The organism is Microcoleus sp. N9_A2, from assembly GCF_036701775.1.
Taxonomy (GTDB): domain Bacteria; phylum Cyanobacteriota; class Cyanobacteriia; order Cyanobacteriales; family Microcoleaceae; genus Microcoleus.
Genome location: NZ_JAUBRH010000015.1, coordinates 61,308 through 86,336, shown reverse-complemented (window position 1 = coordinate 86,336; position 25,029 = coordinate 61,308). Strand labels below are relative to the sequence as shown.

General features: G+C 44.1%; 18 protein-coding genes. 11 read left to right on the top strand and 7 right to left on the bottom strand.

The genetic code is table 11. The features are described 5' to 3' along the window. The 7 genes from QUA44_RS12020 to QUA44_RS11990 form a co-directional block, all read left to right on the top strand. On the top strand, positions 1-1,550 hold a 1,550-nt coding region (locus tag QUA44_RS12020), incomplete at its 5' end, for an O-linked N-acetylglucosamine transferase, SPINDLY family protein (protein ID WP_445243659.1). A 296-nt stretch (positions 1,551-1,846) separates the two neighbouring features. Next, a complete protein-coding gene (locus tag QUA44_RS12015; RefSeq protein WP_333251002.1) occupies positions 1,847-2,596 on the top strand; it encodes a peptidylprolyl isomerase in 750 nt (249 codons plus the stop codon). Further along, positions 2,593-5,595 (top strand): peptidase domain-containing ABC transporter, encoded by a 3,003-nt coding sequence (locus QUA44_RS12010; RefSeq protein WP_333250999.1) that lies wholly within the window; start codon positions 2,593-2,595, stop codon positions 5,593-5,595. The genes QUA44_RS12015 and QUA44_RS12010 overlap by 4 nt, the downstream gene beginning before the upstream one ends. A 58-nt stretch (positions 5,596-5,653) precedes the next feature. Continuing rightward, positions 5,654-7,654 (top strand): chromosome partitioning protein ParA, encoded by a 2,001-nt coding sequence (locus QUA44_RS12005; RefSeq protein ID WP_333309695.1) that lies wholly within the window; start codon positions 5,654-5,656, stop codon positions 7,652-7,654. Between the two features lie 246 nt (positions 7,655-7,900). Next, the gene (locus QUA44_RS12000) at positions 7,901-9,652 is read left to right on the top strand and encodes a hypothetical protein (RefSeq protein ID WP_333250994.1); all 1,752 of its coding nucleotides are present in this window, start codon (positions 7,901-7,903) and stop codon (positions 9,650-9,652) included. Between the two features lie 3 nt (positions 9,653-9,655). After that, a complete protein-coding gene (locus tag QUA44_RS11995; RefSeq protein ID WP_333250991.1) occupies positions 9,656-10,417 on the top strand; it encodes a glycosyltransferase family 2 protein in 762 nt (253 codons plus the stop codon). Further along, complete coding sequence (locus tag QUA44_RS11990; RefSeq protein ID WP_333250988.1) at positions 10,410-11,474, top strand: NAD-dependent epimerase/dehydratase family protein; 1,065 nt, start codon at positions 10,410-10,412, stop codon at positions 11,472-11,474. The genes QUA44_RS11995 and QUA44_RS11990 overlap by 8 nt, the downstream gene beginning before the upstream one ends. Before the next feature lie 84 nt (positions 11,475-11,558). Here the strand turns inward: QUA44_RS11990 and QUA44_RS11985 are convergent, their stop codons facing one another. After that, positions 11,559-12,248 (bottom strand): methyltransferase domain-containing protein, encoded by a 690-nt coding sequence (locus tag QUA44_RS11985; RefSeq protein WP_333250986.1) that lies wholly within the window; start codon positions 12,246-12,248, stop codon positions 11,559-11,561. A gap of 49 nt (positions 12,249-12,297) precedes the next feature. On the opposite strand from QUA44_RS11985, the gene rfbC reads away from it, so the two are divergent. The 4 genes from rfbC (at position 12,298) to QUA44_RS11965 (ending at position 16,698) form a co-directional block, all read left to right on the top strand. Next, entirely contained in the window at positions 12,298-12,843 is a 546-nt protein-coding gene (rfbC, locus tag QUA44_RS11980) for a dTDP-4-dehydrorhamnose 3,5-epimerase (protein WP_333250984.1), read from the top strand. Positions 12,844-12,845: 2 nt separating this feature from the next. Beyond that, positions 12,846-13,718 (top strand): dTDP-4-dehydrorhamnose reductase, encoded by an 873-nt coding sequence (gene rfbD / locus QUA44_RS11975; protein WP_333250981.1) that lies wholly within the window; start codon positions 12,846-12,848, stop codon positions 13,716-13,718. A 110-nt stretch (positions 13,719-13,828) separates the two neighbouring features. Further along, a complete protein-coding gene (locus tag QUA44_RS11970; RefSeq protein WP_333250980.1) occupies positions 13,829-15,631 on the top strand; it encodes a hypothetical protein in 1,803 nt (600 codons plus the stop codon). Between the two features lie 92 nt (positions 15,632-15,723). Further along, positions 15,724-16,698 (top strand): glycosyltransferase family 2 protein, encoded by a 975-nt coding sequence (locus QUA44_RS11965; RefSeq protein WP_333250978.1) that lies wholly within the window; start codon positions 15,724-15,726, stop codon positions 16,696-16,698. Positions 16,699-16,810: 112 nt separating this feature from the next. Here the strand turns inward: QUA44_RS11965 and QUA44_RS11960 are convergent, their stop codons facing one another. The 6 genes from QUA44_RS11960 to QUA44_RS11935 form a co-directional block, all read right to left on the bottom strand. Continuing rightward, on the bottom strand, positions 16,811-18,643 hold the full coding sequence (locus tag QUA44_RS11960; protein WP_333250976.1) for a DUF6798 domain-containing protein: 1,833 nt from the start codon (positions 18,641-18,643) through the stop codon (positions 16,811-16,813). A gap of 12 nt (positions 18,644-18,655) precedes the next feature. Then, entirely contained in the window at positions 18,656-20,836 is a 2,181-nt protein-coding gene (locus tag QUA44_RS11955) for a hypothetical protein (RefSeq protein WP_333250974.1), read from the bottom strand. Between the two features lie 97 nt (positions 20,837-20,933). Then, the gene (locus tag QUA44_RS11950; RefSeq protein WP_333250972.1) at positions 20,934-21,941 is read right to left on the bottom strand and encodes an SGNH/GDSL hydrolase family protein; all 1,008 of its coding nucleotides are present in this window, start codon (positions 21,939-21,941) and stop codon (positions 20,934-20,936) included. A 143-nt stretch (positions 21,942-22,084) separates the two neighbouring features. Further along, positions 22,085-23,164 carry a transposase gene (locus QUA44_RS11945; RefSeq protein ID WP_333250970.1) on the bottom strand — a complete coding sequence of 360 codons (1,080 nt, stop codon included), beginning with the start codon at positions 23,162-23,164 and terminating at the stop codon, positions 22,085-22,087. A gap of 145 nt (positions 23,165-23,309) precedes the next feature. Next, positions 23,310-23,543 carry a hypothetical protein gene (locus QUA44_RS11940; RefSeq protein WP_333250969.1) on the bottom strand — a complete coding sequence of 78 codons (234 nt, stop codon included), beginning with the start codon at positions 23,541-23,543 and terminating at the stop codon, positions 23,310-23,312. A 165-nt stretch (positions 23,544-23,708) separates the two neighbouring features. Continuing rightward, on the bottom strand, positions 23,709-24,740 hold the full coding sequence (locus tag QUA44_RS11935) for an SGNH/GDSL hydrolase family protein (RefSeq protein ID WP_333250967.1): 1,032 nt from the start codon (positions 24,738-24,740) through the stop codon (positions 23,709-23,711). Positions 24,741-25,029: the final 289 nt, after the last annotated feature.

The following is a 25,029-nucleotide window of genomic DNA, read 5'->3' as shown; positions in this document are numbered from 1 at the left end:
TTTCTGGTGGAACAGGCATCTTGCCTGTTGGTTCCACAACAGATGAATTTTCTGGTGGAACAGGCATCTTGCCTGTTGGTTCCACAACAGATGAATTTTCTGGTGGAACAGGCATCTTGCCTGTTCCCAAACAAGTAATTGAGAATGGTGCAAGATATCAGTTTAAACAAAAGTCGGAAGTTGAAAGATACTCTGAATATTTCCAGCAGTTAATAAAGTACGTCGCTGCTAATATCGCCCGTTTTCCAGATTCAGAAGTTTGGCGTTATTTGGCGGCTTTTATTGCGAAAAATGTTAGTTTCCCAGCTTTGTATTTGAGCGAGGTTAATCTGCTCAATATATTGATTCAGCGAGCTGATATTGTGGAATTTCATTTGAAAAATATCGGCTGTCAAATAGAATGGAATTTTTCTCAGAGAGAACCTGAAAGAACTAAAATCAGAGTTGGCTTTTTGCTTGATAAAATTAGTGATGAATCCGAGACTCGTGCTGCAATTCCGAGTTTTGAATATTTAGACAGAAGCAAATTTGAAATTATCGTGTACTATTTCCAGGTACAAGACGAGCGACTGGGGAAATATTGCGAAAATTGCGCCGACAAACTGGTGCAACTGTCAGAAGATTTGCCAACTCAAGTCCGAGAAATTCGATCGCACGATTTAGATATTCTGCTAATCTGCACCAATACTACCGACACTTCTCAACCAAGCGCGCTGCTGTGCCTGCACCGACTAGCGCGGGTGCAAATAGCTACCGGTGCATCAACCCCCGCAACCACCGGCGCCCGAAATATCGATTATTTCATTGCCGGAGATTTGACATTGCCCGCAGGTGCAGCAGCAGAGTATCGCGAAAAATTAATTACTTTAAAAGGATCGGGAGTTTGTTTAAGCTATAGTGTAGGATCATCACCGGCCACAGTTGAACCGACTCGCAGCAGTTGGGGAGCCACCGACGAATCTGTAGTGTTCATGTCCGGCGCTCCAGCTTTTACAATTATCCCAGAATTGAGAGAAACTTGGGCAAAAATTATTGCGGCGGTACCAAATTCTCTTTTAGTTTTGTATCCCTTTAGTTCCCGCAATGAAAACTATCCGACGGTGCCTTTCTACAAAGAAATTCGATCGCTCTTTGCCGAATTGGGTATTGACAAAAAGCGCGTAGTTGTGATTAAAGCGCTGCCATCTCGCGCAGATTGCATAAAATGTCTGGAATTGGCTGATATATATTTAGACTCCTATCCATACAGCAGTGCCTGCTCCTTAGCAGAACCCCTGTTGGTGGGGTTGCCTGTAGTGGTAAGAAAAGGGCAAACAAGTCGATCGCGACAATCAGCCGCCGTGCTCGAAGAACTGCTACTTCCGGAACTGGTAGCAAACAGCCAGAACTCTTATTTAGAGCTCTGCACAGCACTGGGAACCCACCCAGAACTGCGCCGACACTACCGCGATCGAATCCAGCAAAAAATGGCGGCAAACCCCAAATATCTCGACAGTCGCGCTTGCTCGACCCAACTGGGAACGCTCTTTGAAAGACTATTCCGAGAGTGAAGGAAGAAGGAAGTTCAGCAACTAAGCAGTGTACGGGATTTAACGGATGGATGTTGAGGGAAGAAGGAAGATGGCAGAAGTAAAGATTTTCCCACTCTCCCACTCTCGCATCCCGCTACCATGTATGAGACCCGCGGGGAACCCCTCGCTAGGCAGAGCGTCAATAAATAGACAGCAATAGCGCTAGCCCACTGACGGTCTGCTATCATCGGGGAATCGAGGGGTTAGTGGTTGTCGCTCTTTTCCTGCCACAGCTAAATTAAAAGGGGAAGCGCAAGTCAGTTGGAGATAAAAAAATGACAGGACTTTTTCAAATAGGCGATAAATTACTGCAAGCTCAGGATATGCCATCGCTCCTGAAGCGATACCAGTTAATGCCGCAATTCTTGCGCGGTGTAATAGTAGACCAAGCGATCGCATCCTTTAGTTGCAGCGACGAAGAACGCCAATCCGCCACCCTTGACTTTCTGGCACAACACCAACTGACAGCCCCCGAAGCTAAAGAAGCTTGGCTGCGCGGCCAAAACATGACGGAAGAAGAACTTCAAGAGATGGCCGTCAGGCCCTTGCTGATCGAAAAATTTAAGCAAGCCACTTGGAGACCTAAAGTAGATAATTATTTTTTAACCCGCAAAGCTAGCCTAGACCACGTAGTCTATTCCCTGGTACGCACCAAAAATCCAGCACTGGCAAACGAACTTTACTTTCGCATCCTGGAAGGGGAACAAAGCTTTGCCGAAGTGGCCCGCGACTTTTCCGAAGGCCCGGAGTCCAAGTCCGGGGGCTTGTTGGGCCCAGTACCGCTTTCGCAGCCTCACCCGGCAATCAGCAAACTTTTGTCCGTCAGCCAGCCAAATCAACTCTGGACGCCACGTCCTCTGGCAGAATGGATGGTAATTATTCGACTAGAAAAGTTCATGCCGGCCCAGCTCGATGAATCGATGCGGCTGCACTTGATTAACGAACTCTTTGAAAGCTGGCTCGCCGAACAGATCTCGCAAATAGGCCCGCTACAGCCCCTCTCCTCCGTGTCTTCAATATCATGACTTCTTCCGCTGTTTCCCTCTCCCAAATTCAGGATTTCCTAGCTAAAACACCTCCCTTTGACCGACTCTCAGAGACGGCTCTGTCAGCCTTGGTGGCTAAATGCCAACTCCTCGGCTACCGGACGGGGCAGCCTCTGTTTGAACGGGAAAAAATGCCGACTCAGGTGGCAATTATCTATCAAGGCCAGGCCCGGCTGCTGGGCTTTGACCAGCGCTCGCAGCGTCACGTAAGTTTGCGGTTGGTGCAGTCGAAGGAAATTCTTGGCTGGGCTGGCTTGCTCAGGGGAGTTCCGTGCGAAACCGCGATCGCCTCTACAGATGTGATTGCGATCGTCATACCTGCCGAAGATTTTCTGAGTGTAGTGGAAAAACAGCCGACCTTTGGAGAAGCCTTTCGCGAACACTGTTCCTTGAGCGAAGTATTTGAACTATTGAGCCTGGAATTGCAGCGCCAAGCGGACGGCACTTCCAATCTCAAGGAACTCACCCTGCAAGCTTGGCAAGACGCGACAGTTGTCAACGTACCAAACGGCAACAAAAAAACTCAAGACATCGCCAAAGAGCTAGATGCCGATCGCATTTGGCTAGTCAGCAGCGGCGTCTTAGGCGACTTTCCCACCGGCAGCCGCTTCTCTGCGGAAAACGCAGCCAAATCGTTAAAAGTAGAAGGCCGCCTCGGCGCGCGATTGGTCGGCTTCCGGGAACCCCCAGAACCCCAACCCGAAACAGAGTCATTAAATGGCACGCCAGATACAGTAGGCCCAGGACAGAATCCGCCCGGCGGAACATCGATCACGGTTATAGAGGCCCCAGATCGCCCCCCAGAACCCGACCCACCAAAGGATCCGGGGAGATACCCAGTTTTCCGCGCCAAAGGGCAGATTGACAGCCCGCTAGCTTGCTTCCAAATGTTGAGCAAGTATTTCGGCCTTAAATTTCGTCGAGATATCATCCGCAAAGTTCTAGAAAATCAGTTAAAAACCGCTGGTTCTATCAGTCTGCAAGCCTGCGGGGCGATCGCCCAAAGCATCGGCCTCACGCCCCAATTGGCGCAAGTGCCAGCAGAAGCCATCAACCGCATCAAAGCCCCCGTAATGATTAAATGGGAAGACAGCTTCGCCATTATTTACAGCATTACCGAACAAGAATTGGTGCTGGCGACACCCGAAAAAGGGTTGATGCGGAAGCGCATACCTCAGTTCAAAGAAATCTGGGGCGAACAGGGAGAAGTCCTGCTGCTGCAAGCTCCGCAAGTCGAGCAAAAAGAGCAGTTCAGCTTCTGGTGGTTTGTGCCGGCGCTGATGGAACACAAGACAGTGTTTTTTGAAGTGTTGCTCGCTTCGTTTTTTGTACAGTTATTTGGTCTTGCCAACCCATTAATCAGCCAAGTAATTATTGATAAAGTCTTAGGTCAGCGCAGCATTGACACCTTGGATATTTTGGGGGCATTTCTATTAGGTGTTGCTCTGTTTGAAGGACTGCTCAACGGTTTGCGTACCTTTTTGTTTATAGATACCTCAAACCGCATCGATGTCAAATTGAGTGCAGAAGTCATCGACCACTTACTCCGGCTGCCCCAAAATTACTTTGACAATCGGCGCGTGGGAGATTTGGTTTACAAATTCAGCATGATGGGCCAGATTCGGGAATTCATGACGAGTACAGCTTTGACAGTTGTTCTCGATGCAGTATTCTCGGTGGTCTACGTCGCCGTTATGCTCTCCTACAGCGTGCAGCTAACGTTTGTATCTTTGGCAGTGGTACCGATACTGGGGCTGATGATTGTTCTAATCAATCCGCTGGTGCTGCGCCTGATCAAACAGAGAAATATGCGTTTTGCTGACTCTCAATCTTATCTAGTGGAAGTAGTCAGCGGGATTCAAACTGTTAAGGCTCAAAATATTGAATTGAAATCCCGATGGGAGTGGTCTAGCCGCTACGCAAAATACATTACAGCCAGTTTTAAAACAATTATCACAGGAACTACAGCCGGTACGATTAGCGCCTTTTTAAATCAGGTGGGTAACTTAGCTCAGTTGTGGGTGGGAGCTTATTTGGTACTGGGAAATGAGATTACTTTGGGTCAGTTGATTGCTTTCCGAATTATTTCCGGGAACGTGACTGGTTCGCTGCTGCGTTTTGTGAGCGTGTGGCAGAGTTTCCAAGAAGTCTCAATGTCGATCGATATGCTTAAGGATGTGGTCGATACGCCGACGGAAACCAGCGAGGAAGACCGCAACAATATCCCGCTGCCCGCAATTCAAGGGCAGGTTACCTATGAGGAGGTTTCCTTCCGATTCCTGGAGAGCGGAGCCCTGCAATTGGCGAATGTGAATTTGGAATTTCCCCCTGGCAGTTTTGTGGGAATTGTGGGGGGAAGCGGTTCTGGTAAAAGTACGGCGATGAAACTGTTGCAGCGTCTTTATCCGCCGCTGTCGGGCAGGATTTTTATTGACGGCTATGACATTGCTAAGGTGGAACTTTACTCGCTCCGCAGCCAACTTGGGGTGGTGCTGCAAGATACTTTGCTGTTTAACTGCTCGGTACAGGAAAATATTGCTCTTAGTAATCCCGATGCGAGTACGGATGAGATTGTGCGAGCTGCAAAATTAGCGGTAGCTCACGATTTTATTATGGGCTTGCCTGCTGGTTACAACACCATAGTCGGAGAGCGGGGATCGTCGCTTTCTGGGGGTCAAAGGCAGCGTTTGGCGATCGCCCGCACGATTTTGCAAAACCCGAAACTGCTGATTTTGGACGAAGCTACAAGCGCCCTCGACTACCATTCCGAACGCCAAGTTTGCAATAACTTAGCAGAAGCTTTCGCCGGCCGCACGGTGTTTTTCATTACTCACCGCCTGACGACAATCCAAAACGCCGACATAATTATTATGATGGATCAAGGTTCGGTAGTCGAGCGGGGAACTCATAAAGAATTAATGGCTCTTAAAGGGCGTTACTACTGCCTCTTCCAACAACAAGAGTCATCGAATACCTGATATCTAACAACTCACAACTGATCACTAACGCTTAACAACTGAGAACTAACAAATGGCTATGAAATCGTTAATACTTTCTGAGCAACCAGTCATTCTCGAAAAACCAGCGATTTGGTCGCACTTGTTTTTGTGGATGATCATGCTGATGACCACTTCTGCTGTAGTTTGGGCTTATTTTGCTAGCGTAGAGCAAGCTGTCCCCGCTGTCGGCCAATTAGAGCTAAAAGATGGTGCTAGAGACATCCAAGCACCTGCTACAGGGGCGGTGGTGAGACTTCACGTTGAAAATGGCGATCGTGTGGAAAAAAACCAGCCTCTGCTCACTTTCAACCCCCTAGCACCCGCTGCCGATTTAACGTCGATCCAGAAAACTAAAGAAGCACTGGAAAAAGAAAATAAATTTTACGAAGATGTTGTAAGCGGCAAAGTTCAAGGCCCTATTCCTTCTAACCTAGAATCCACCATCAAGGACAGACAGAGCCTCGTTGCACAAAATCAAGTGCTGCAAGCTCTGATTGACGAGCTGTACCTCAACAGGGGATCGAGCGGAAATTTTGATTCAGCTCAGCAAGGACTGTATGTTAATTATCGATCGGAATTTCTCTCTCGCGTAGCCGCCGCCCAAGGTCAAGTTCAGGAGTTGGACAAACAACTGAAGCAAGCTGAGAATGCTGAAAAAGCCGCCGGCGCTCAAATGACAGTAGCACAGCAACAATTGGGTTTTGCTCAGAACCAATTAAATTATTCTCAACAGCAGTTAGCTTCTTCTCAAGAGCAAGTCAAATCAGCCCTGGCTCAAAAAGATTTGGCTGACGAACAGTTAGCAAAATCCCAACAAGTCTTGAAGTCTAATCAAGCCATTCTGGGCAGACTAGGCCCTCTGGTAGAGCAAGGAGCGATCGCAGAACTGCAAAAAGAAAAGCAAGAACAAGATGTTTTTAGAGGCCAAAGCGACGTTCTTAAACAGCAAGATCAAATCAAGCAGCGCGAAGGTGAAATCAACTCCCGCAAAGGCGAAATTAACACGCGCCGAGGCGAACTCAATACCCGCCGGGGTGAAATTAACGCCCGTCAAGGTGACATAGAAAAAATTACCGCAGAAGTAGAGCGCCAGCAAGGAGAGCAAGCGCGCATTCAGGAGTCTATCGCCCGCGCCCAAGAACAGTTAAAAAACACTAAGGATGCCTGGGCCAGAGAACTGTACACCAAAATTGCTGACAACGAAAAACAAATCGCCAGCAGCGATTCTCAACTTAGCCGCTTCAAAGTGGAAAACCTGAAAAAATTGTCCGAGGTAAATGCTCAGCTAGAAAAAGCGCAGCAAAACCGCGACACTCAAGTGCTGAAGTCTCCAGTATCGGGGGTAATCTTTGATTTGAAACCTTCTAAGAAGCAGGATGCGAAGTTGGATATAGCCAAAGATCCGATTTGCCAATCCATCATTAACTCAGTAATAAAGCCTGGGGACCCCCGCCCGAAACGCTGCGAAGAAGCTTATTATGAAGCGCAGCAAACTGAGAAGCTGCTCAAGGTTTTGGACGACGAAAACGGTTTGGAAGCAGTTGTTTACCTGGAAAACAGCAATGTCGCTCTGATATTGGATGCCATGAGACAAAAGCGCGATAAATTAGAGCAGTATCACGGCAAACAATTAGATGGAGAAAAGATTGACTGCGAAAAAGGTAAAAGCTGCGTTTGTCCTGAGAAGGAAGTTAATAGAGAGAAATTGGGTTTGACAAAATACCAATGCGTGCCTGTGGATGTGAATGTTGAAGCTTTCCCGGCCTTGGAGTTTGGTACTGCTGAGGGTGAAGTGAAAGAGATTAGCAAGGATGCTGAGCCTCCTACGGAACTGCGGAAATACTACGCTTTCAAAACCAAAATTAAGCTCAAGACTCAAAAGTTTGTTTTGAACAAGGGCAAGCCAAATCAACAGGAGGTTAACTTGCAGTCGGGAATGGCCGTAAGCTCTAATATCAATATCGGCAAGCGGACTGTTTTGCAGATGTTTATCAACCGATTTACTGGCAAACTGGATACGTTCAAGACTGTTAAGTAATGATTTAGGTAGGGTAGCCAGAAACCGGGTTTTTCACCCAGATACACGCCCACAACCATCAATTTACATAAAAACCCGGTTTCTTTAGTCTCAGAGTAGGGGTAGCCAGAAACCGGGTTTTTCACCCAGATACACGCCCACAACTATCAATTTACATAAAAACCCGGTTTCTTTAGTCTCAGAGTACGGAGTATTTAAGACCTATTAATATAAAATGGTGATGGCAATCGGTGCGATCGCACTTCCATGAAAAAATATATTTTATTCACCTTCTATCTAATTCCTCTTCTCCTGTTAATCGGATTTGTAGCGAATTTTAGCATAAACGTTCCCATCGATGACGAGTGGAGGTTAGCCACCCTGTTTGAGAAAATCGCTGCAGGAAATATAACTTTTAACGATTTTTGGGCCTTGCACAGCAATCACCGCATAGTGTTCCCGAAAATAATTATTGCGGTGGTGGCTTTTGCTTCTAGATGGAATATTAATTATCAGTTGTGTCTCAGCATAGGTTTGGCTGCGATAACTTTTATCGCTATGTACAAGTTATCCTCGATGCAAGTTAAGAAGATTTGGGATGATTTGTGGCATTTAGCTAATATTTTAACTTGTATTTTGGTTTTCTCTCTAGTTCAGTACGAAAACTGGCTTTGGGGATTTCAATTAGCGTGGTTTTTGGTAAATTTGTGTTTTGTAGCTGCGGTGTACGCGCTGGTTTCAAATCACAAATTCTTGCCTAATATTAGAATTTATATTGCTGCTGTATTTTGCTTTATTGCTAGTTTTTCGCTGGCTCAAGGCTTGCTATCTTGGTTGGCTGCGATTCCGGCTGTGATGGCTTTGGAGGGAAATGCAGCGCAGAAACGCAAAAGAGCGATCGCATGGACGCTGCTGTTTGGGGCAACTTGTGCTATTTACTCAATAGATTATCATCCTAGCCGGAAAACAAGTATTATTTCATTGTTAAATAAGCCGCTTGTGGTAATTGATTATTTTTTGAGTTTGTTGGGTTCGCCAATTGTGCGACTACCGGGAATTTCTGCATTTGTAGGATTGGTAATATTTGCAATTTTTGTATTTTTTGTATGGCATTTTGGCAAGAAGATTGTATCAACTGATTTAGAATTACGACTGGACGGGCAAGATGCCCGTCCCACAACTGATTTAGAATTGCTACATCTGGCTTTACCTTGGCTGTCAATAGGGTTATTTTCGGTCTTATCGGCTCTGTTTATTACGGCTGGTAGGGCAGAATTTGGGGCAATTCAGGCGATCGAATCGTCGAGATATACGACTAATTCGATTTTCCTGTTAATTGCTATAGTTCAGCTAGGACAATTGTTTGTTAGAGAAACAAAAGCTCTGTTCAAACTTAACTATAAATTTATTTATCGGGGATTTGCAGGGCTATTAATTGCTATAATTATTATTAACTCTCAGCAGGCGATCGCCCAAACTCGCTCGGCACTCCTTTACAAGCAAGGCGCTCAAGATTGTTTGCAGTTAATTAACTATTTGGAACCCTCTGAGTTTTTCAAGAATTCGCCGGAAAGCTGTTTGAGAGTGCTGAGTAAAAAAACTTGGCTGGTGAGAGAAGGTGCTACAATTCTCGATACAATAGGTTGGAGAAAGTTCGCAAAAAATGTAGAGTTTATTACTAATTCAGAGAAAGTTTACGGCTATTTAGACAAACCTCAAACGGGCGATAAATCTTTGACTGTTAAGAAAAAAGCAGCGGGTTGGGCGGTTTTGCCAGAAAATTTGAAACAACCGAATATTGTACTGCTATCTGTCGGCGACAAACAATCTTTTTTTGCTAACGCTTATGTAAATTTGGACAGTCCCGATATTGCTAAGACTTTGAAATCCCAGTTGTACAACAATGCGAGGTGGGCGGTTGATGTGTCGGGTGCCGATTGGGCGATCGCTCCTACAGATATCAAAGCTTGGGTGTATAATCCTGTTGACAACCAGTTTGTCCAGTTGCGCGGAGGATGAGGAGTGAAAATTTCTGTGATTATACCAGCCCACAACGAAGAGGGCTGTTTGTATGGTACTGTGCGGGCGATCGCCCAGACGCTCGATTTAGAAGGGATTCCGCACGAAATTTTGATTGTGAATGACAACAGCACCGATAAAACCCTTGACATTTGCCAGGAATTGTCAGAGACTTTCCCCACAGTTAGATACATCAACAATCAACCTCCCAACGGTTTCGGATTTGCCGTGCGACGGGGATTGGCAGAATTTGAGGGAGATGCGGCAGCAATTGTGATGGCGGATGCTTCCGACGATCCGATGGATTTGGTAGCAGGATACCGCAAGTTGCAAGAAGGATATGATTGCGTTTTCGGTTCCAGATTTATCAAAGGTGGCTTTATAGTTGATTATCCAATTCACAAGTTAGCAATTAACCGCTTAGCAAACTGGTTTGTCAAAAGTATTTTCGGCTTGCGGTACAGCGATGTCACCAATGCTTTTAAGATTTACCGCAGAGAAGTGATTGAAGGCGTGCAACCGATTTTGAGCCATCATTTTAATTTGACAGTGGAACTGCCTTTAAAAGCAATTGTCCGGGGTTTTTCCTATACGGTGATTCCTCTGAAGTGGTACAATCGGACTGCTGGTATTTCTAAGCTGAAAATCAAAGAGATGGGCAGCCGGTATTTATTTATTGTCTTGTATGTCTGGCTGGAAAAACATCTCTCTCGCGGCGACTACCACCGGACTAGAAAGATAGCAAAATTAAAAGTGAATGCCTGAAAGAATTTTAATTGTGGGCGGTGCGGGTTTTATCGGCAGTTGTTTGGCAATTGGCCTGAAGAAACTGCACCCGGAATGGCAAATAATTTGTTTAGATAACCTGCGTCGCCGGGGTTCAGAATTGAATTTGTCTCGGCTTAAAAGTTCCGGGATTCAGTTTGTTTACGGGGATATTCGCACGGCGGCTGATTTAGATCCAGTTGCACTCAACCCTGACTGCATTATAGATTGCGCTGCGGAGCCTTCTGTGCTGGCTGGTTTTAGTTCGCCTCAGTACGTTTTGCAGACGAATTTACTGGGAACTGTGAATGTTTTGGAGTTGGCGAGACAAACTGGTGCGAGTTTGTTGTTTTTGTCTACGAGTCGGGTTTATCCGATCGCCAGCGTGAAATCTGTTAAGCTGTTGGAGTTGGATGAGAGATTTGCGATCGCCCCTGAGCAAACATTACCCGGTATATCCGAGTTGGGCATATCAGAAGACTTCCCATTAAAAGGACACCGTTCGCTTTACGGAGCAACTAAATTAGCTTCCGAATTACTGATTGAGGAATACAGGGAAGCATACAATTTGCCTGCAATTATTAACCGCTGCGGGTTAATTACTGGTGCTTGGCAAATGGGTAAAGTCGATCAGGGAGTTTGCGGTTTGTGGGTGGCGGCTCACTATTTTCAAAAGTCGCTGAATTATATCGGTTTTCGCGGCAGTGGGAAGCAGGTTAGGGATTTACTGCACGTTGAAGATTTGTTGAGGTTAGTTAATTATCAGTTAGAACATTTTACTGAATTTGACGGTGAAGTTTTTAATGTAGGCGGCGGTTTGAGCAACAGTCTTTCTTTGGTTGAGACAACTGATTTGTGCCAAAAGATTACCGGAAAATCGATTTCAATTAATCCTGTTTTGGAGGAACGGGCGGGGGATATTCCGATTTTTATTACTGACTCTTCTAGGGTGATGGAGAAAACAGGATGGCGACCTCTTATTGGGCCGGAAGCAGCTTTGCAGGATATTTACGAGTGGATTGCTGCTAATGAGGTAGTTTTAAGTTCGATTTTGTAGGGATTTTTTAACCGCAGATGCAGGCGGATAAACGCGGATAAACGCAAATGTATCTCTCTGCCTGGATCTAACTGAAAATGTGAGTCATGAGTCTCTACCTCTCTGGTTTTGTTTCGAGGCTTTAACAAACATTTGACCTCCCAAAAATCGCCACAAAAAAGGCAATTTTAAGTAAACTTTTAAAAGCTTGGGCGATGCCGGTCTGCCTTTGGTCGAAAATGGCAAAAATCTCGGTATCATTAGGTCAATTTGAAAGCCGACGGTTTGTAACAGTTCTTGCAGCGATAAGTGGGTAATGGGTAATTGATGATCGATAAAATCGTAATACTCTTTGAAAGAATATTTAAAATTTGGTTGAACAACTAAGAGAGAACCCCCTGGCTTAAGCGCCTCAAAGCAAAATGAGATAATTTGGATTAGTTCTTCTTTATTGCGGAGATGTTCAAAAAAGTTAGAGATAAATATCCGGTCAAATTCTTCGCTAAAAGCTGGTTTGTCGCCAAAATTTAAAAGATCAATGTTCAGCACTTTTACATCAGGATTGGCAAATAACTTTGAATCGGGATTGAGGTCAATCAAACATTTTTGGTCAGCCCGAATTTGATTGATAAACTCGCAGTAACCGCCGCCAATATCTAAAATTGCTGATTCGGGAGGAACATGATTTTGTAAAAAATCGTCAATTAAAACTTTCCAGAGTGCCACCTTCGCTTGTATTTGTCGCGAATCAAAGCGGTTGGCGTACAACTTTTTGAGATATGTGTCAGTTTTCATAGTAAAATAGCCTAGACTGAGTATGAGTTTATCACTTTCACAGCTAACTATGAATGTTATATCTACCGAAATACCGGAAGTTTTGATCATTGAGCCGAAAATTTTCGGAGACGATCGCGGTTTCTTTTTTGAGAGTTTTAATCACAAAGCTTTTGTCGAAAAAACAGGCGTGACTGCCGAATTTGTTCAAGACAATCATTCCAAATCCTCTAAAAATGTGCTGCGCGGTTTGCACTACCAACTGCAGCAGCCTCAAGGCAAATTGCTGCGGGTAGTTGCTGGCGAAATATTTGATGTAGCGGTGGATATTAGACAAAGTTCTCCGACTTTTGGGCAGTGGGTGGGGTGTTTGGTGAGTGCAGAAAATAAACGGCAATTTTGGGTGCCGGCGGGATTTGCTCACGGTTTTTTAGTGGTTTCGGAGACGGCTGAAGTTTTGTACAAAACGACAGATTATTATGCACCGGCCCACGAGCGGTGTATCCTGTGGAATGACCCCGATTTGGCGATCGACTGGCCGCTAGATGGTGCCCAACCAATCTTATCAGCTAAAGACCAGGCTGGACAAACGTTGAAAAGATCTCAAGTATTTTGATCATGAAAATTTTACTCGCAGGTGGCAGCGGACAGCTAGCTCAAGAATTGCAGCCGATTTTATTATCTTCGGGAGAGGTAATTGCGGTCGATCGCACTCGCCTCGATTTATCCCAACCGGAAAGCATCCGTCAAGCAATGGCTGAAATTAAACCGAATTTAGTCGTCAATGCAGGTGCTTATACTGCGGTAGATAAAGCGGAAAGCGAACCCGAATTAGCACACGCAGTCAACGGCCTTGCCCCGGGAATTTTTGCAGAAGAATGCGATAAACTGGGAGCAAGTTTGATTCACTTTTCCACTGATTACGTATTTGACGGTAGCAGCGGTTCTGCTTATCTGGAAACAGATTCTACGAACCCGCTGGGAACTTACGGCAAGTCCAAATTAGCAGGTGAGGAAGCAATTCGGAAAGCCGGAAACCGACATATTATTATTAGAACCGCGTGGGTTTACGGCAACGGCGGCAAAGGTAATTTTGTCAAAACCATGCTGAGGTTGGGAAAGGAAAGAGAAGAAATTCGAGTAGTAGCAGATCAGATCGGAAGTCCTACTTGGACGGGCGATTTAGCGGAGGCAATTTCCCAAATTATTCCTCTGCTTGGACAAGAAAGTTTTGGAACTTACCACTATACTAACAGCGGTGTTTGTAGTTGGTACGATTTTGCGATCGCCATTTTTGAGGAAGCAGCACAACTCGGCCTTCCCCTAAAAGTTCAGCGCGTAATTCCCATCACCACCGCCGAATATCCAACACCCGCAAAACGTCCGGCTTTTTCTGTCCTCTCTACGGTAAAAATATCAGCACTTCTAGGCACGTATCCTCCCCACTGGCGGCAAGGGCTCAGACAAATGCTGGTGAGAGAATTGAAGTGAAAAATTGAAAAGGCGAGAGGGCGGGTTTTGTTCAGAAATTGTCTGTTATATGCAAGGTTTCTCGGCTAAACTCGCCCCTACGAATAAAAATTATTTGTGTTTACTAATTCATGAAAGTCAAACAAAAATCTATTTTAATTGCCGCATCAGTTCTCGGCATTCTAATACCAGCGTCATATATTTTGTACTTGATATCGCAAGCTGGACACTTGTCTAACTTTGATTATTGGTGGATGACCTGGAATTTTTATTCAGTAGACGGTTTCTCTACAAATCCTTTGAATTGGATATTTCGGGCGAACGAGCATTTTGTCTTGATTCCGGCAATTATTTATGGCTTGAATATAGCTGTCACCCAAGGTTCAAATATTGGTTTGTGTTTAGTGGCCTGGTTCTTGGCTTGGATTCAGTGCCACGTATTAATTTCTCTGCTGCCGTTAAATTTGAGGCGTTTTCCGCTGCAATTTATCTCGCTACTCCTGTGCATTTCTATTTTTAATTTTACTCCGGCGGCGGCTCACAATTGGATGCGGGGATTCAGCGGCGTCCACTGGATCATTGCTAATTTATTTGTGATTTGTTCGATATTTTGTTTGCAATCCTATGTGACACTTTTGTCAAGTAAAAGGGAGGTGGAGCCTATGGATATTCATTCCCAGGCACAGCATGGGAATGAAGAATGGAAACAAAATAAGTGGGTAATTGGCAGCATTATTTTTGGCGTTTTAGGCTGTATTAGTTACAGCACTCCTTTAGCTTTGTGGCCGATATTGTGTGCTGCTGCTGTTGTGCTGCGGTTTCCTAGGCGAATAACTTATTTGTATTTCATTGCTTCGATTGCAGTGATTGGCATTTATTTTTTAACTTATAAAACTCCATCTCATCACCCTTCTTTAACTAAAATCAACCCGCTGAAAACTCTCGAATATATTCCCACTTATCTCGGCGGAATCTTTAGCGAAAATATTATTGTTGCTTCAATTATTGGTATAATTGGTTTGATGGCAGCGACGGGTTTTGTGGGTTATTGGCTATTTGTAAAAAAACTTGTGAAGCGTAGCTATCCCATAGGGAATCGCCTGGATTGGCTGCCTTGGCTATCAATCCAACTTTACACGCTGCAAACGGCGTTAATGGCCGCAGTTAGTCGATCGGGATTTGGAGTCGAACAAGCCACCGCTTCCCGCTACGGCACACTCCCAGCCTTGTTTTGGATGAGCACAATCGTCCTCACAGTGCTTGCTGTACGTGAGTTTCAGCCGACACCGAAAATTCAAGGACGTTGGCTGACACCGCTGTTTGCAGTCGCCACAGTCGCCGTGATTTTAATGTACGGGGTGGGAGGCGAAACTGCAATGGCGATCGCCCGCAGAGCAACCTATCAACCGTTAGTAGCATTATCACTCCAATTAGGCATCACCGACGTAACGCTAATTAAAGACCGCGTAGGCAACAAACCCGCCGCTTTTATCGGGTTAATCGACGCCTTAAAAACTAATAACTTAGTGCCATTTAACCGAGACATCAAAAAACACAATTTCTGTGCAGCATTAGACACAAAAATAGATCCAAATTTACTGTCAGCGCCAAAAGATGGAGTACCCGGATTTTTTGATACAGCCACCAAACTTGCACCAACAGCAGCGAGAGTAATTGGCTGGGTAGGAGACCCAGAAAACAATGTAAAATGTATTGCCCTTCTCAACCAAGAAAATGTCGTTCGAGGTTTTGCCATGTCAGGATTTCCGCGCCCAGATTTAGTTAAATTGTTTGGCCCTTCCTACGAATTCGCAGCTTGGAGAGGATACATTCAAACATCACCAACCGATAAATTATTGACAGCTTATGCCTCCTTTAAAAACCGCAAAGGTTGGGTAGCCTTGCGAAACTCCCAAGTTATCAATAAAAACTAAAAAACCTCTCTTTCTCATCCTCTGCGCCCTCTGCGCCCTCTGCGGTTAATAAAAAAATCTCATTTACAACACAAATGAAATAGAATAGCCCTATGCCAAAACATCTCAGCTTCGTAATCCCCGTTCACAACGAAGAAGCCACCCTCAAAGTGCTGTTTGAAAAAATCCAACTTGTCATGTTTCAAACAGAAATTGACAGTTACGAAGTCATTTTCATAGATGACGGTAGCCGCGATTATTCGTGGCAAGAAATCACCGATTTAGCCAGCCAACATCCCCAACTCATTAAAGCGATTAAAATGCGCCGCAACTTTGGCAAATCCGCCGCACTTTCAGCAGGATTTCGCAATGCAGCAGGGATAATTATCTTTACTCTCGATGCTGACCTTCAGGATGACCCCGCTGAAATTCCCAAATTTTTACATCATTTAGAATCGGGATTTGATTTAGTTTCAGGTTGGCGAAAACAACGAAACGACCCGCTTTCTAAAACTTTACCTTCCAAGCTGTTTAATGCCGTTGCGTGTTGGCTGACTGGGGTGCAAATGCACGATATGAATTGCGGTTTTAAAGCTTACCGTAGGGAAGTTTTGCAGTCCATTAAATTGTACGGAGAATTGCACCGCTATATTCCGGCTTTAGCAAACAATTTAGGGTTTAAAATTGGCGAAGTAGTTGTGGAACATCATCCGCGAAAGCACGGAAAATCAAATTACGGCTGGGAACGTTATGCGCGGGGTTTTATTGATTTGTTGACGGTGTTAGCCACGACGCAGTATTTACACAAACCGGGTCATTTGTTTGGGGGTTTGGGATTGTGTTTTGGCTTGGTGGGCACTATTTCGCTTGGTTATTTGATTGTTATTTGGTTTCTGAATTTGGCGGGGATGAATTTTGGGCCGATCGGCAATCGACCTTTGTTATTTTTTGGGATTTTGTGTACAATTCTGTCGGTGCAGTTGATTTCTTTGGGGATTTTAGCTGAGTTGATGGCGCGGAATGTTGATGATGATTATGTGGATAAGCAAATTAGCGAAATTATTGATGATTCGGGTTTTGATATTTAACCGCAGATGTCGGGGAGATAAACACAGATAAACGCAGATGTGTTTATGATAGGGGCGGGTTCACCAACAATATTTGCCAATAATTGACAATCTCAAAAACCCGCCCTCTCCGCTACCTGATTTTAAAGATAATCCATTTGCCTTGTCTATCTACTATTTCTCCGTCAATATTTGGATGCCAATCGCTGCGAGTCAGGATATAATCGGCATGATATTTTCTGGCTACTTTGACTAAATCCCCACTGCTGCGGCGGCTGAATAAGTGGCTTCCGCCCCAAATCATTTGCGGGTTTAAGGGAACTCCTAAAACAGCTTCCATGCGATTTTGCCATTCTTTGATGCCTTTTTCGGTAAAGGGAAAGTTCTTGAAGTTGACGACAATCGCTCTTTCGGAGAAAAACTGGAAGCTGGTAACTGAAGGTGGAATTAATACGAGTGAATCGCGGCTGCTACTTTGCGAAAATCGCACAGCTAATTTGCTTAAGTCGTCTCTGGGAACGGCATTGATATTAACTCTTGTTTGAAATACATTTAATATAGGTTTGGGCGTAATTCCTGCTACTCCAAAAACTAAGGTGGCGGTAGTTATTAAGGCTAATGTGTGAGTTAGAGTTTGTTTTATAGATGTAGCAAGGGATGTTTCTTCTAAAATGAATGGGAAGGCGAGGAGTGAGAAAAGCACTGGGATGCTAATTATTCTATCGCCCATTATTTCCCATGAATCACTCAGGGGATATATCAAGCTAAAAATTACTGTTCCTACTGCTAAAATCCACGGCAAAATAATGTATCGTCTGGGAACCGAATATTTTTTGCTTTGCCAAAGTGATAATCCCAAGAAAATGATACCTCGAAAAGGCAAAGTTAGTACAGATAGCACCAGCAAGCTAACAGGTAGTTTTTGGTCTCTGTCAACCTCATCTAGCGTCAAACAAACAGCAATAAATATAATTAATTGAGCGAAAGGTACAGTTCTAGCTAATTGCAGTTTCGCGATAAAAGCCAGCGGGTAAACTTCGACAAATACGTAGTTTAGGAACAGTGCAAAAATTGACGTGCCAACAATTATGTAAAAATTAACCTTGTCTTCTTTTCGCAGCGAATCGGCATTTTTGATGCACAGCAAGCCACCAATGATGAAACATATAAAGTTGAACCAACTCCAAACACCCCAATTTGACGGGAGGATGTGGTGGGGGTTGCGGACTTTGGCGTGAATGTAGACAAACTCGGCGTTGTCGATAGTGTGAGTGCTGGTAGTACCTGTTAATAACATGGGTACGTATACTATACTTGCCATTGTCGCTAAAAGTGCGATCGCCAAAATTAATGTTTTAAACTTCCGCTGTCTTACAGATTCAATAAATAAAACGGGAACCATCATCAATCCCGGCAACAAACCAACTAAAAATTGCAGCAAACAGCCCAGTCCAAAAAATAAATATCCTGTCAGCCATTTCTGGCACAAACTAAAGTAAATTCCCCAGATTACGAAACCCATTGCGAAGGTACTCGGTACTGATTTAGTGGAAAATATTAGCGTGTTGCCAACATCTGTAAATGAAGCGGCTATACATAAAAAGGCCATCGCTGCTGCAGGCAGTTTGGAATTAGTATAAATATTGATAATTGCGTAGCAAGCTAAGATAAATGAACCCAAGGCTATAAATTGATAAATAAAGTGCGCTAGGGGAATGCTGGTTCCTAAGTTGGCGAGCAAATAGATGATATAATAATAGTAATATCTCGGATTAAACTTAACCATTTCCTGAACGTAATAGTCATTTTTGTACAGTTCAGGATTTAACATAAATTGAATGGGCGGCACTTCGGGGAAGTTGCCTCCAATCGGGAAAAGATAGCCTGTAGCCATCAGGGAACCGATGATGACAAAAGTATAGAGAGATAGATTAAAATACCAGTGGGATTTTTGATGTTTTTGCATTGACGGTTCAACTTACCTACTGACAGCCAAATTGTTAATCTCTAGTTGGCATTGGTTTGTTAAATCCTGTTTGCTGCTACTCAATACCTCAAGCAGCAGATAAATGGGATTTTTGCCCTCAACTAATAGATTTAAGCCGATCGCACTTTTTTGACTATAAGCCATCTCTGCTAAGTCTACTAATTTACCTTGCTTGTCCCACAAAGTCAAGCGCAGGGCAACTCCCGGACATTGTTTGTTAGGTAAATTGAGTTTGCCAGTAACTTTCACTTTGGCTGAGATGGAACCTAAATACAGGAAAGATGTATCGATTTTCTTGCTGTTTTTAATTGGATGAGTTACAATCTTATATAGGTTATCCGATTCTTGACTGACTGAATAATTAGCACTTGTGTAGATTGATTGATGCAAACTAATCCAATCTAACTGTGTGCCTGGTCGATCGACTATTTGCCGCTGCATCGCGTATAAAGTGCGAACGGCTGTGCCTGTATCAGTCGGCCGCATCCTCCGGTAAACGCTGACAGTCACGCCGTTTTCTAGCTTAAACTGTTCCGGTAGCAATTGGAAATCGCGGGCAATTTCCCAGTTTTGAGTAAAGGCATCGTACACAACTTTAACAACATCTTGTTCGTGCGATCGCAAAACTTGTTCGTCAGTCGGTAACACCTGCTGAAAAGGTACAGCAACCACCGCATATTGTGACTGCAACAACTCGGGTAGCGGGTAAGTATCGCGCGAGTCAATTTGCGGCCTCCCGATTGTATTTAACTTCCACCAACCCTCCGGCGGGTTTAATTTTCGGTTGGCTTGTCTGAGGATGTTAGCATTGAAATTGTTAGAAGCACCGACAATATAAATCGGTTCTTCGTTGGGTGCTAATTTTCGCAGAAACTCTACTAATTTTACAACTTCGCCGTAGTCCGATCGCACTAACGGCGGAAAATTAGCCATAAACAGTCTTGACAAATCACTTTTGAGAGGAATTAACCCGACTGCGGCATTCAAAACCAGGTACAAACCCGCCGCGCCCAGCATGAAATACCGGACTTTTCCCTTGAGTGTCCGCCAAGTTGTCCAGAAAAATGTGGATAGTCCTAAAAGTGCGATCGGTGTAATATGAATTGTATAGTGCAAGTAGCCGTAACGCAAGACTAACAGCCATTCAATCAGCGATAATGCCCCAAACAACGAAACAAAAATAGCCGCCGCCGGAACCAGCATTCGAGTGAGAATTCCCGCAGAAAAACCAATCAGTACCAGCAGCCAAGTTCCCAAACCGTAAAAAGACGCATAACGAGTTAAAACATCATTTACAGGCAAACTCCAAGCGACATACAAATTGCGGTAGTCAACCGTCAGAGCACTGCGAGTAAAATCTCCCGCTACCAACATTAAAATAGTCAAGCTAGTTACAGCTATCAAACCCAATTTTACACCGGATTCAAACAAGTATCTGTAGGGAAACGGCACTGCCGCGTCCTTGTCTTTTGAAGACGACAACGCCATTTTCCTACGGTATATTAGTACAATAAACTCGATGAAAGCCTGTAAAGTCGCTGCACCAAAAAATGCGATCGCACTATAAGCAAAATGGCGCCGCAACAGAATCGCCGCCGCCAGCAAAAACCCAATCAACGGGATGTTCCACCAAGATTTCAGCTTAACATCCTGCAAATAAACCAAAATTGCCAAGGCTACAAACACACAGCCGCCAGTATCCAGATATCCCCGCAGAGTCGGTATCCAACTCATCGGAATTAATAAACTCAGCAGCACAGTTGACCAAAACACCCGGCGGGGATAAACTGGGATTAGCTTTGCAGAAATTGCCCCCAGCAACAGGCGAAACGGCAGCACATAAATCAGGGATACGCTGAGAATGTAACTCAGCCGAGACTCGCCAAATAAGAGAATAAACGGCACTAATGGCAAAGATATTAATAGGTTTTTTTCCTTAGATAGCGATTCTATAACTCCGCGCCATGCTTGATCTGGCGAGTCTCGATATAAATTTGCAGTGTTTAGTGTAGCGGTATTGTATCCCGCGTAATCCCACCAATAAAAAGTATGTTCGCTAGATACATAGATTGATGTTACTGCCACTGTGACGAGAACAACTAAAAACAAGAAAAACCCATCAATCAGAAACTTGCGAGGCAATTTAAAAGAAACAACCTCAAATAATCCCATCAGTCTAGCAACCCTAAATAACTCCTAAACTTCCTCTTTATCTCTTGCTTCGCGCCCTAGCGCTTACGCGCAGCTTCGCCTAACGCGGTTCGTTAACTTACTTTAAAACAGTATCTTGCAAAAAAACCTCCAACTTTTCTGCATATTGCCGATTCGCGATCGCACTTGGATGACTGTCATGAGGTAAATTATTATTGCTAGGTATTTTCAAATCAACCGAAATATCCGTCGTAGCAATTCCCTCCTGACTTAACTCCTGCAACATCTTAGCAGAATCGGGATTAATGCCCGCAACAACTAACTTAACACCCTTAGCCTCAGCCACACGGTTAAACTCTTCAATAATTGCCTTAGAAACCTCATGGCTTCTATACAATTTCTTTTCAAATCGATTGTAACTATCATCCAAAAAATTGCTTAATGCAGAAACCCGCATCAGTGGGAACTCGCGATATTCAGCTTTTACCATGCTGTAGGTAAAATTATTTTCTCCATTCAGCCTAGCATCAGGCTGAAACAGAACACCCAGTTTACTCCAACGAGCAAGGTCCTTTATTCTCTCCCTTACTAAAGTATTGCGGAGATCATGAAACCCCGCATAAGCAATCACCGCAATTTTGGGTTTATTTCCTTGTTTTAGTGCTTCTTTGAATTGAATCAACGACTGCAGCGTGCCGTAGCCGCTAACCCCGAAATTCACTATTTCATATTTGGGTAGTTTCTGTTGCAGCAACCAAGGATAAGTTTCGCTGTCATTCAATGACCAACCGTAGGTAAAAGAACAGCCAAATATCCAAATTTCAGGTTTTTTTGAGGATTTATTGTAAGTATTGAGTGGATGTGTTATTCTGAGACTATTATTGAGGTGAGTTGCATTATAGGAGTAATAGCCCTTAATTGTTACCTTGAATTTTCCCGGCAAATGTTTGTAGCCGAGTTCCGAGTCTTTGGTGTAATAGTTACCTTTTGGTTCGACGGCAACCTTAACATCTGTTATTTGCCAGGGTTTGTATCCCGCAACTCGCAAAACGATTTCAGCCGTGGTGGTAGATAAAAAAATTGGAAAAATTAGATATGTTATTAATCTGAAAATAGAGGTTTTCATGATTTTTTTTTTCATAATTTATCGTAGGGGCGGGTTTCACCAACGATATCGGCGTAAGACCAACCATATAATAAACCCGCCCCGCCCAAGGAATAATCGGCATCTACATTATTTTTTTGGATGAGCTCGAACCTCAGGTTAATCTAGATTATCGGCTCTGTCGGGGCGGGTTTATATAAATTTTTGTGAACCTCAAATATTGTTTGTAAAACCCGCCCCCCAGGGCCATTGTAGATACTGTCTTGACCTGTCAAGGGGTAGCAGTCAAATAATTGGGGTCGAAAGGCTTTTGGGATTTTAAAATCCCAAAAGCCAAATGCACCAGTTTCCTCATCAGCGCACCAATCACCTGCATTTTGACGCCAGCCACGACCCAATAATCTCTCACTCATGGCTTTCAGCAAGGGATTGTAACGCATCGCCACTACTGCTGGCATATATAATGCTTTTCGCAGTCGGACGTTTCCGGTGCAGGACAAACGAGTTTTGCCTTTAACCGAAGTCCCAGAACTCCGTTCGCTGGGAGTTAGACCAGCATAGGCTGCTAATTGACGAGCATTATCGTAATCGGAAACCTCACCAATTTCAGCTAATAATATAGAAGCTGTTAAATCGCCAATGCCAGGAATTGAGGTCAACAAGTCACGCTGTTGTTTTAAGTGTGGGTGTTGGTCAAAATGGTCACTAATCAGTTTTTTGATTAGCTGTTGCTGCTGTTTAAGATACTCCAAATGTTCGAGGGTAAGGGCAGCAACAGTTGGCGTAGCTGTCTCCAAACGGTTTTGTTCGCTCGTCATCATTTCTGTGACTGATTCTAGCCGTCGCAACAAAGCTTGTAATTCCTTGACTTCGGGCGCGGTTGGTGTCCACAGAGCCGGTTTCATCGCCGCACAAAAACGAGCCATCAGTGCCGCATCTACGGAGTCTGTTTTAGTTCGTAGAAGTTCGCTTTTGGCAAACCCTTTAATCCGAGCTGGATTGACAATACTAACCTGAAAGCCATTCCCATAGAGGAATTCGGCTACAGCCTCCCCGTAGATGCTAGTAGCTTCCATACAAGCATGGAGCTCGACTACACTTTGTTGTTTGAGCCAGTTATGCAAACTCTCAAACCCTTGAATATTGTTAGTAAACTTTTTGGGTTTAGTCGCACGACCTTCTCTCAGTAATGAGACATGAAAGTCTCTTTTACTGATGTCTATGCCTAAGACTGTTGATGTCATTGTTTGCTCCCGATGTACTCCGATTTATGAAAGAACTGACAGGCAATTGAATACTAGCCTTGTTAATGCAGGCTTTCTCGATCGTTCGATCGAGAGCCTAAGATACCGCCTGTGTTTAGTGTGCGCCTGTCATCAGTATGGGAGCTTATCTACGCAACAGACTTATGCAGTCTAAGGGGCGGGCCAACTTCACCGATTTCTGATGTCCTTGAAGAACACTTTCTGCTATTACAAAACCATTTGTACGAAATTTTCCTGGTTTCTTTAGATTTACTTTGCTTGTCGGTACGATCGCCCACTTGTCGGTACGATCGCCCACTTGTCGGTACGATTGAATCAATGACGTGGCGATCGACTGACTCACTCTTTTAAGACACAAGGGGCGAGTTTGACCAATAATCTATGTGAAAAACTAACAATCTCAAAAACCCGCCCCCACCCAACCACAAATCGGCATCTACATTTGTGAAATACGATCGCATCCTAAAGTTAATCTGGGCGATCGGCTGGGTGGGGGCGGGTTTATCTAGATTGTCTGCTGGTATTAAATATTATTCGCAAAACCCGCCCCTTGCAAAAAACCTTCCAACTTTTCTGCATATTGCCGATTCGCGATCGCACTTGGATGAAGGTCATGAGGTAAATTATTATTGGCAGGTACTTTTAAATCAACCGAAATATCCGCCGTAGCAATTCCCTCCTGACTTAATTCCTCCAACATCTTAGCAGAACCGGCATTAATTCCCGCCACGACTAACTTAACACCATTCACCTCCGCCACACGGTTAAACTCTTGAATAATTGCCTTAGAAACCTCGTGACTTTTGTACAATCCCTCTTCAAACTGATTGTAATTAACCTCCAAAAAATGGCTTAATGCAGAAACCCGCATCAGCGGGAACTCGTGATATTCAAGTTTTGCCATGCTGTAGGTAAAATTATTTTCTCCATTCAGCCTAGCATCAGGCTGGAATAAAATACCCAGTTTATTCCAAGCAGCCATTTGCTTTCTTCTCGCCCTTAACAAAGTATTGCGGCGGTCATGAAATCCCGCATAAGCAATCACCGCAACTTTGGGTTTATGTGCTTGTTTGAGTGCTTCTTTGAATTGAATCAACGAGTGCAGCGTGCCGTAGCCGTTAACGCCAAAATTAACTATTTCATATTTGGGTAATTTCTCTTGCAGCAACCAAGCATAAGTTTCGCTGTCATTCAATGACCAACCGTAGGTAAAAGAACAGCCAAATATCCAAATTTCTGGCTTTTTTGACGATAAATTGTAAGTATTAAGGGGATGTGTTATTCTTAAACTCTTAGTGAGATGAGTTGCATTAAATGAGTAATTACCGTTAAGTATCACCTTGAATTTACCCGGCAAATGCTTGTAGCCGAGTTCCGAGTCTTTGGTAAAAAAGTTACCTTTGGGTTCGACCGCAACATCAACATTTTCTATTTGCCAGGGTTTGTATCCCGCAACTCGCAAGACAATTTTAGCCGTGGTGGTGGATAAAAAAATTGGAAAAATTAGATATGTTATTAATCTGAAAATAGAGGTTTTAATAAAGTCTTTTTTCATAATTTATCGTAGGGGCGGGTTTCACCAACCATATCGGCGTAAGACCAACAATATAATAAACCCGCCCCCGCCCAACGAATAATCGGAATCTACATTTTTTTCCATGATCTCAAACATCAGGTTAATCTAGATTATCGGCTGTGTGGGGGCGGGTTTACGAGATTGTTTGTGAACCTCAAATATTGTTTGTAAAACCCGCCCCTACAGGCAATTGTAGGGGCGGATTTCACCAATTATCTATGTCTAAAACAAACAATCTCGTAAACCCGCTCCCGCCCAACCGATAGAT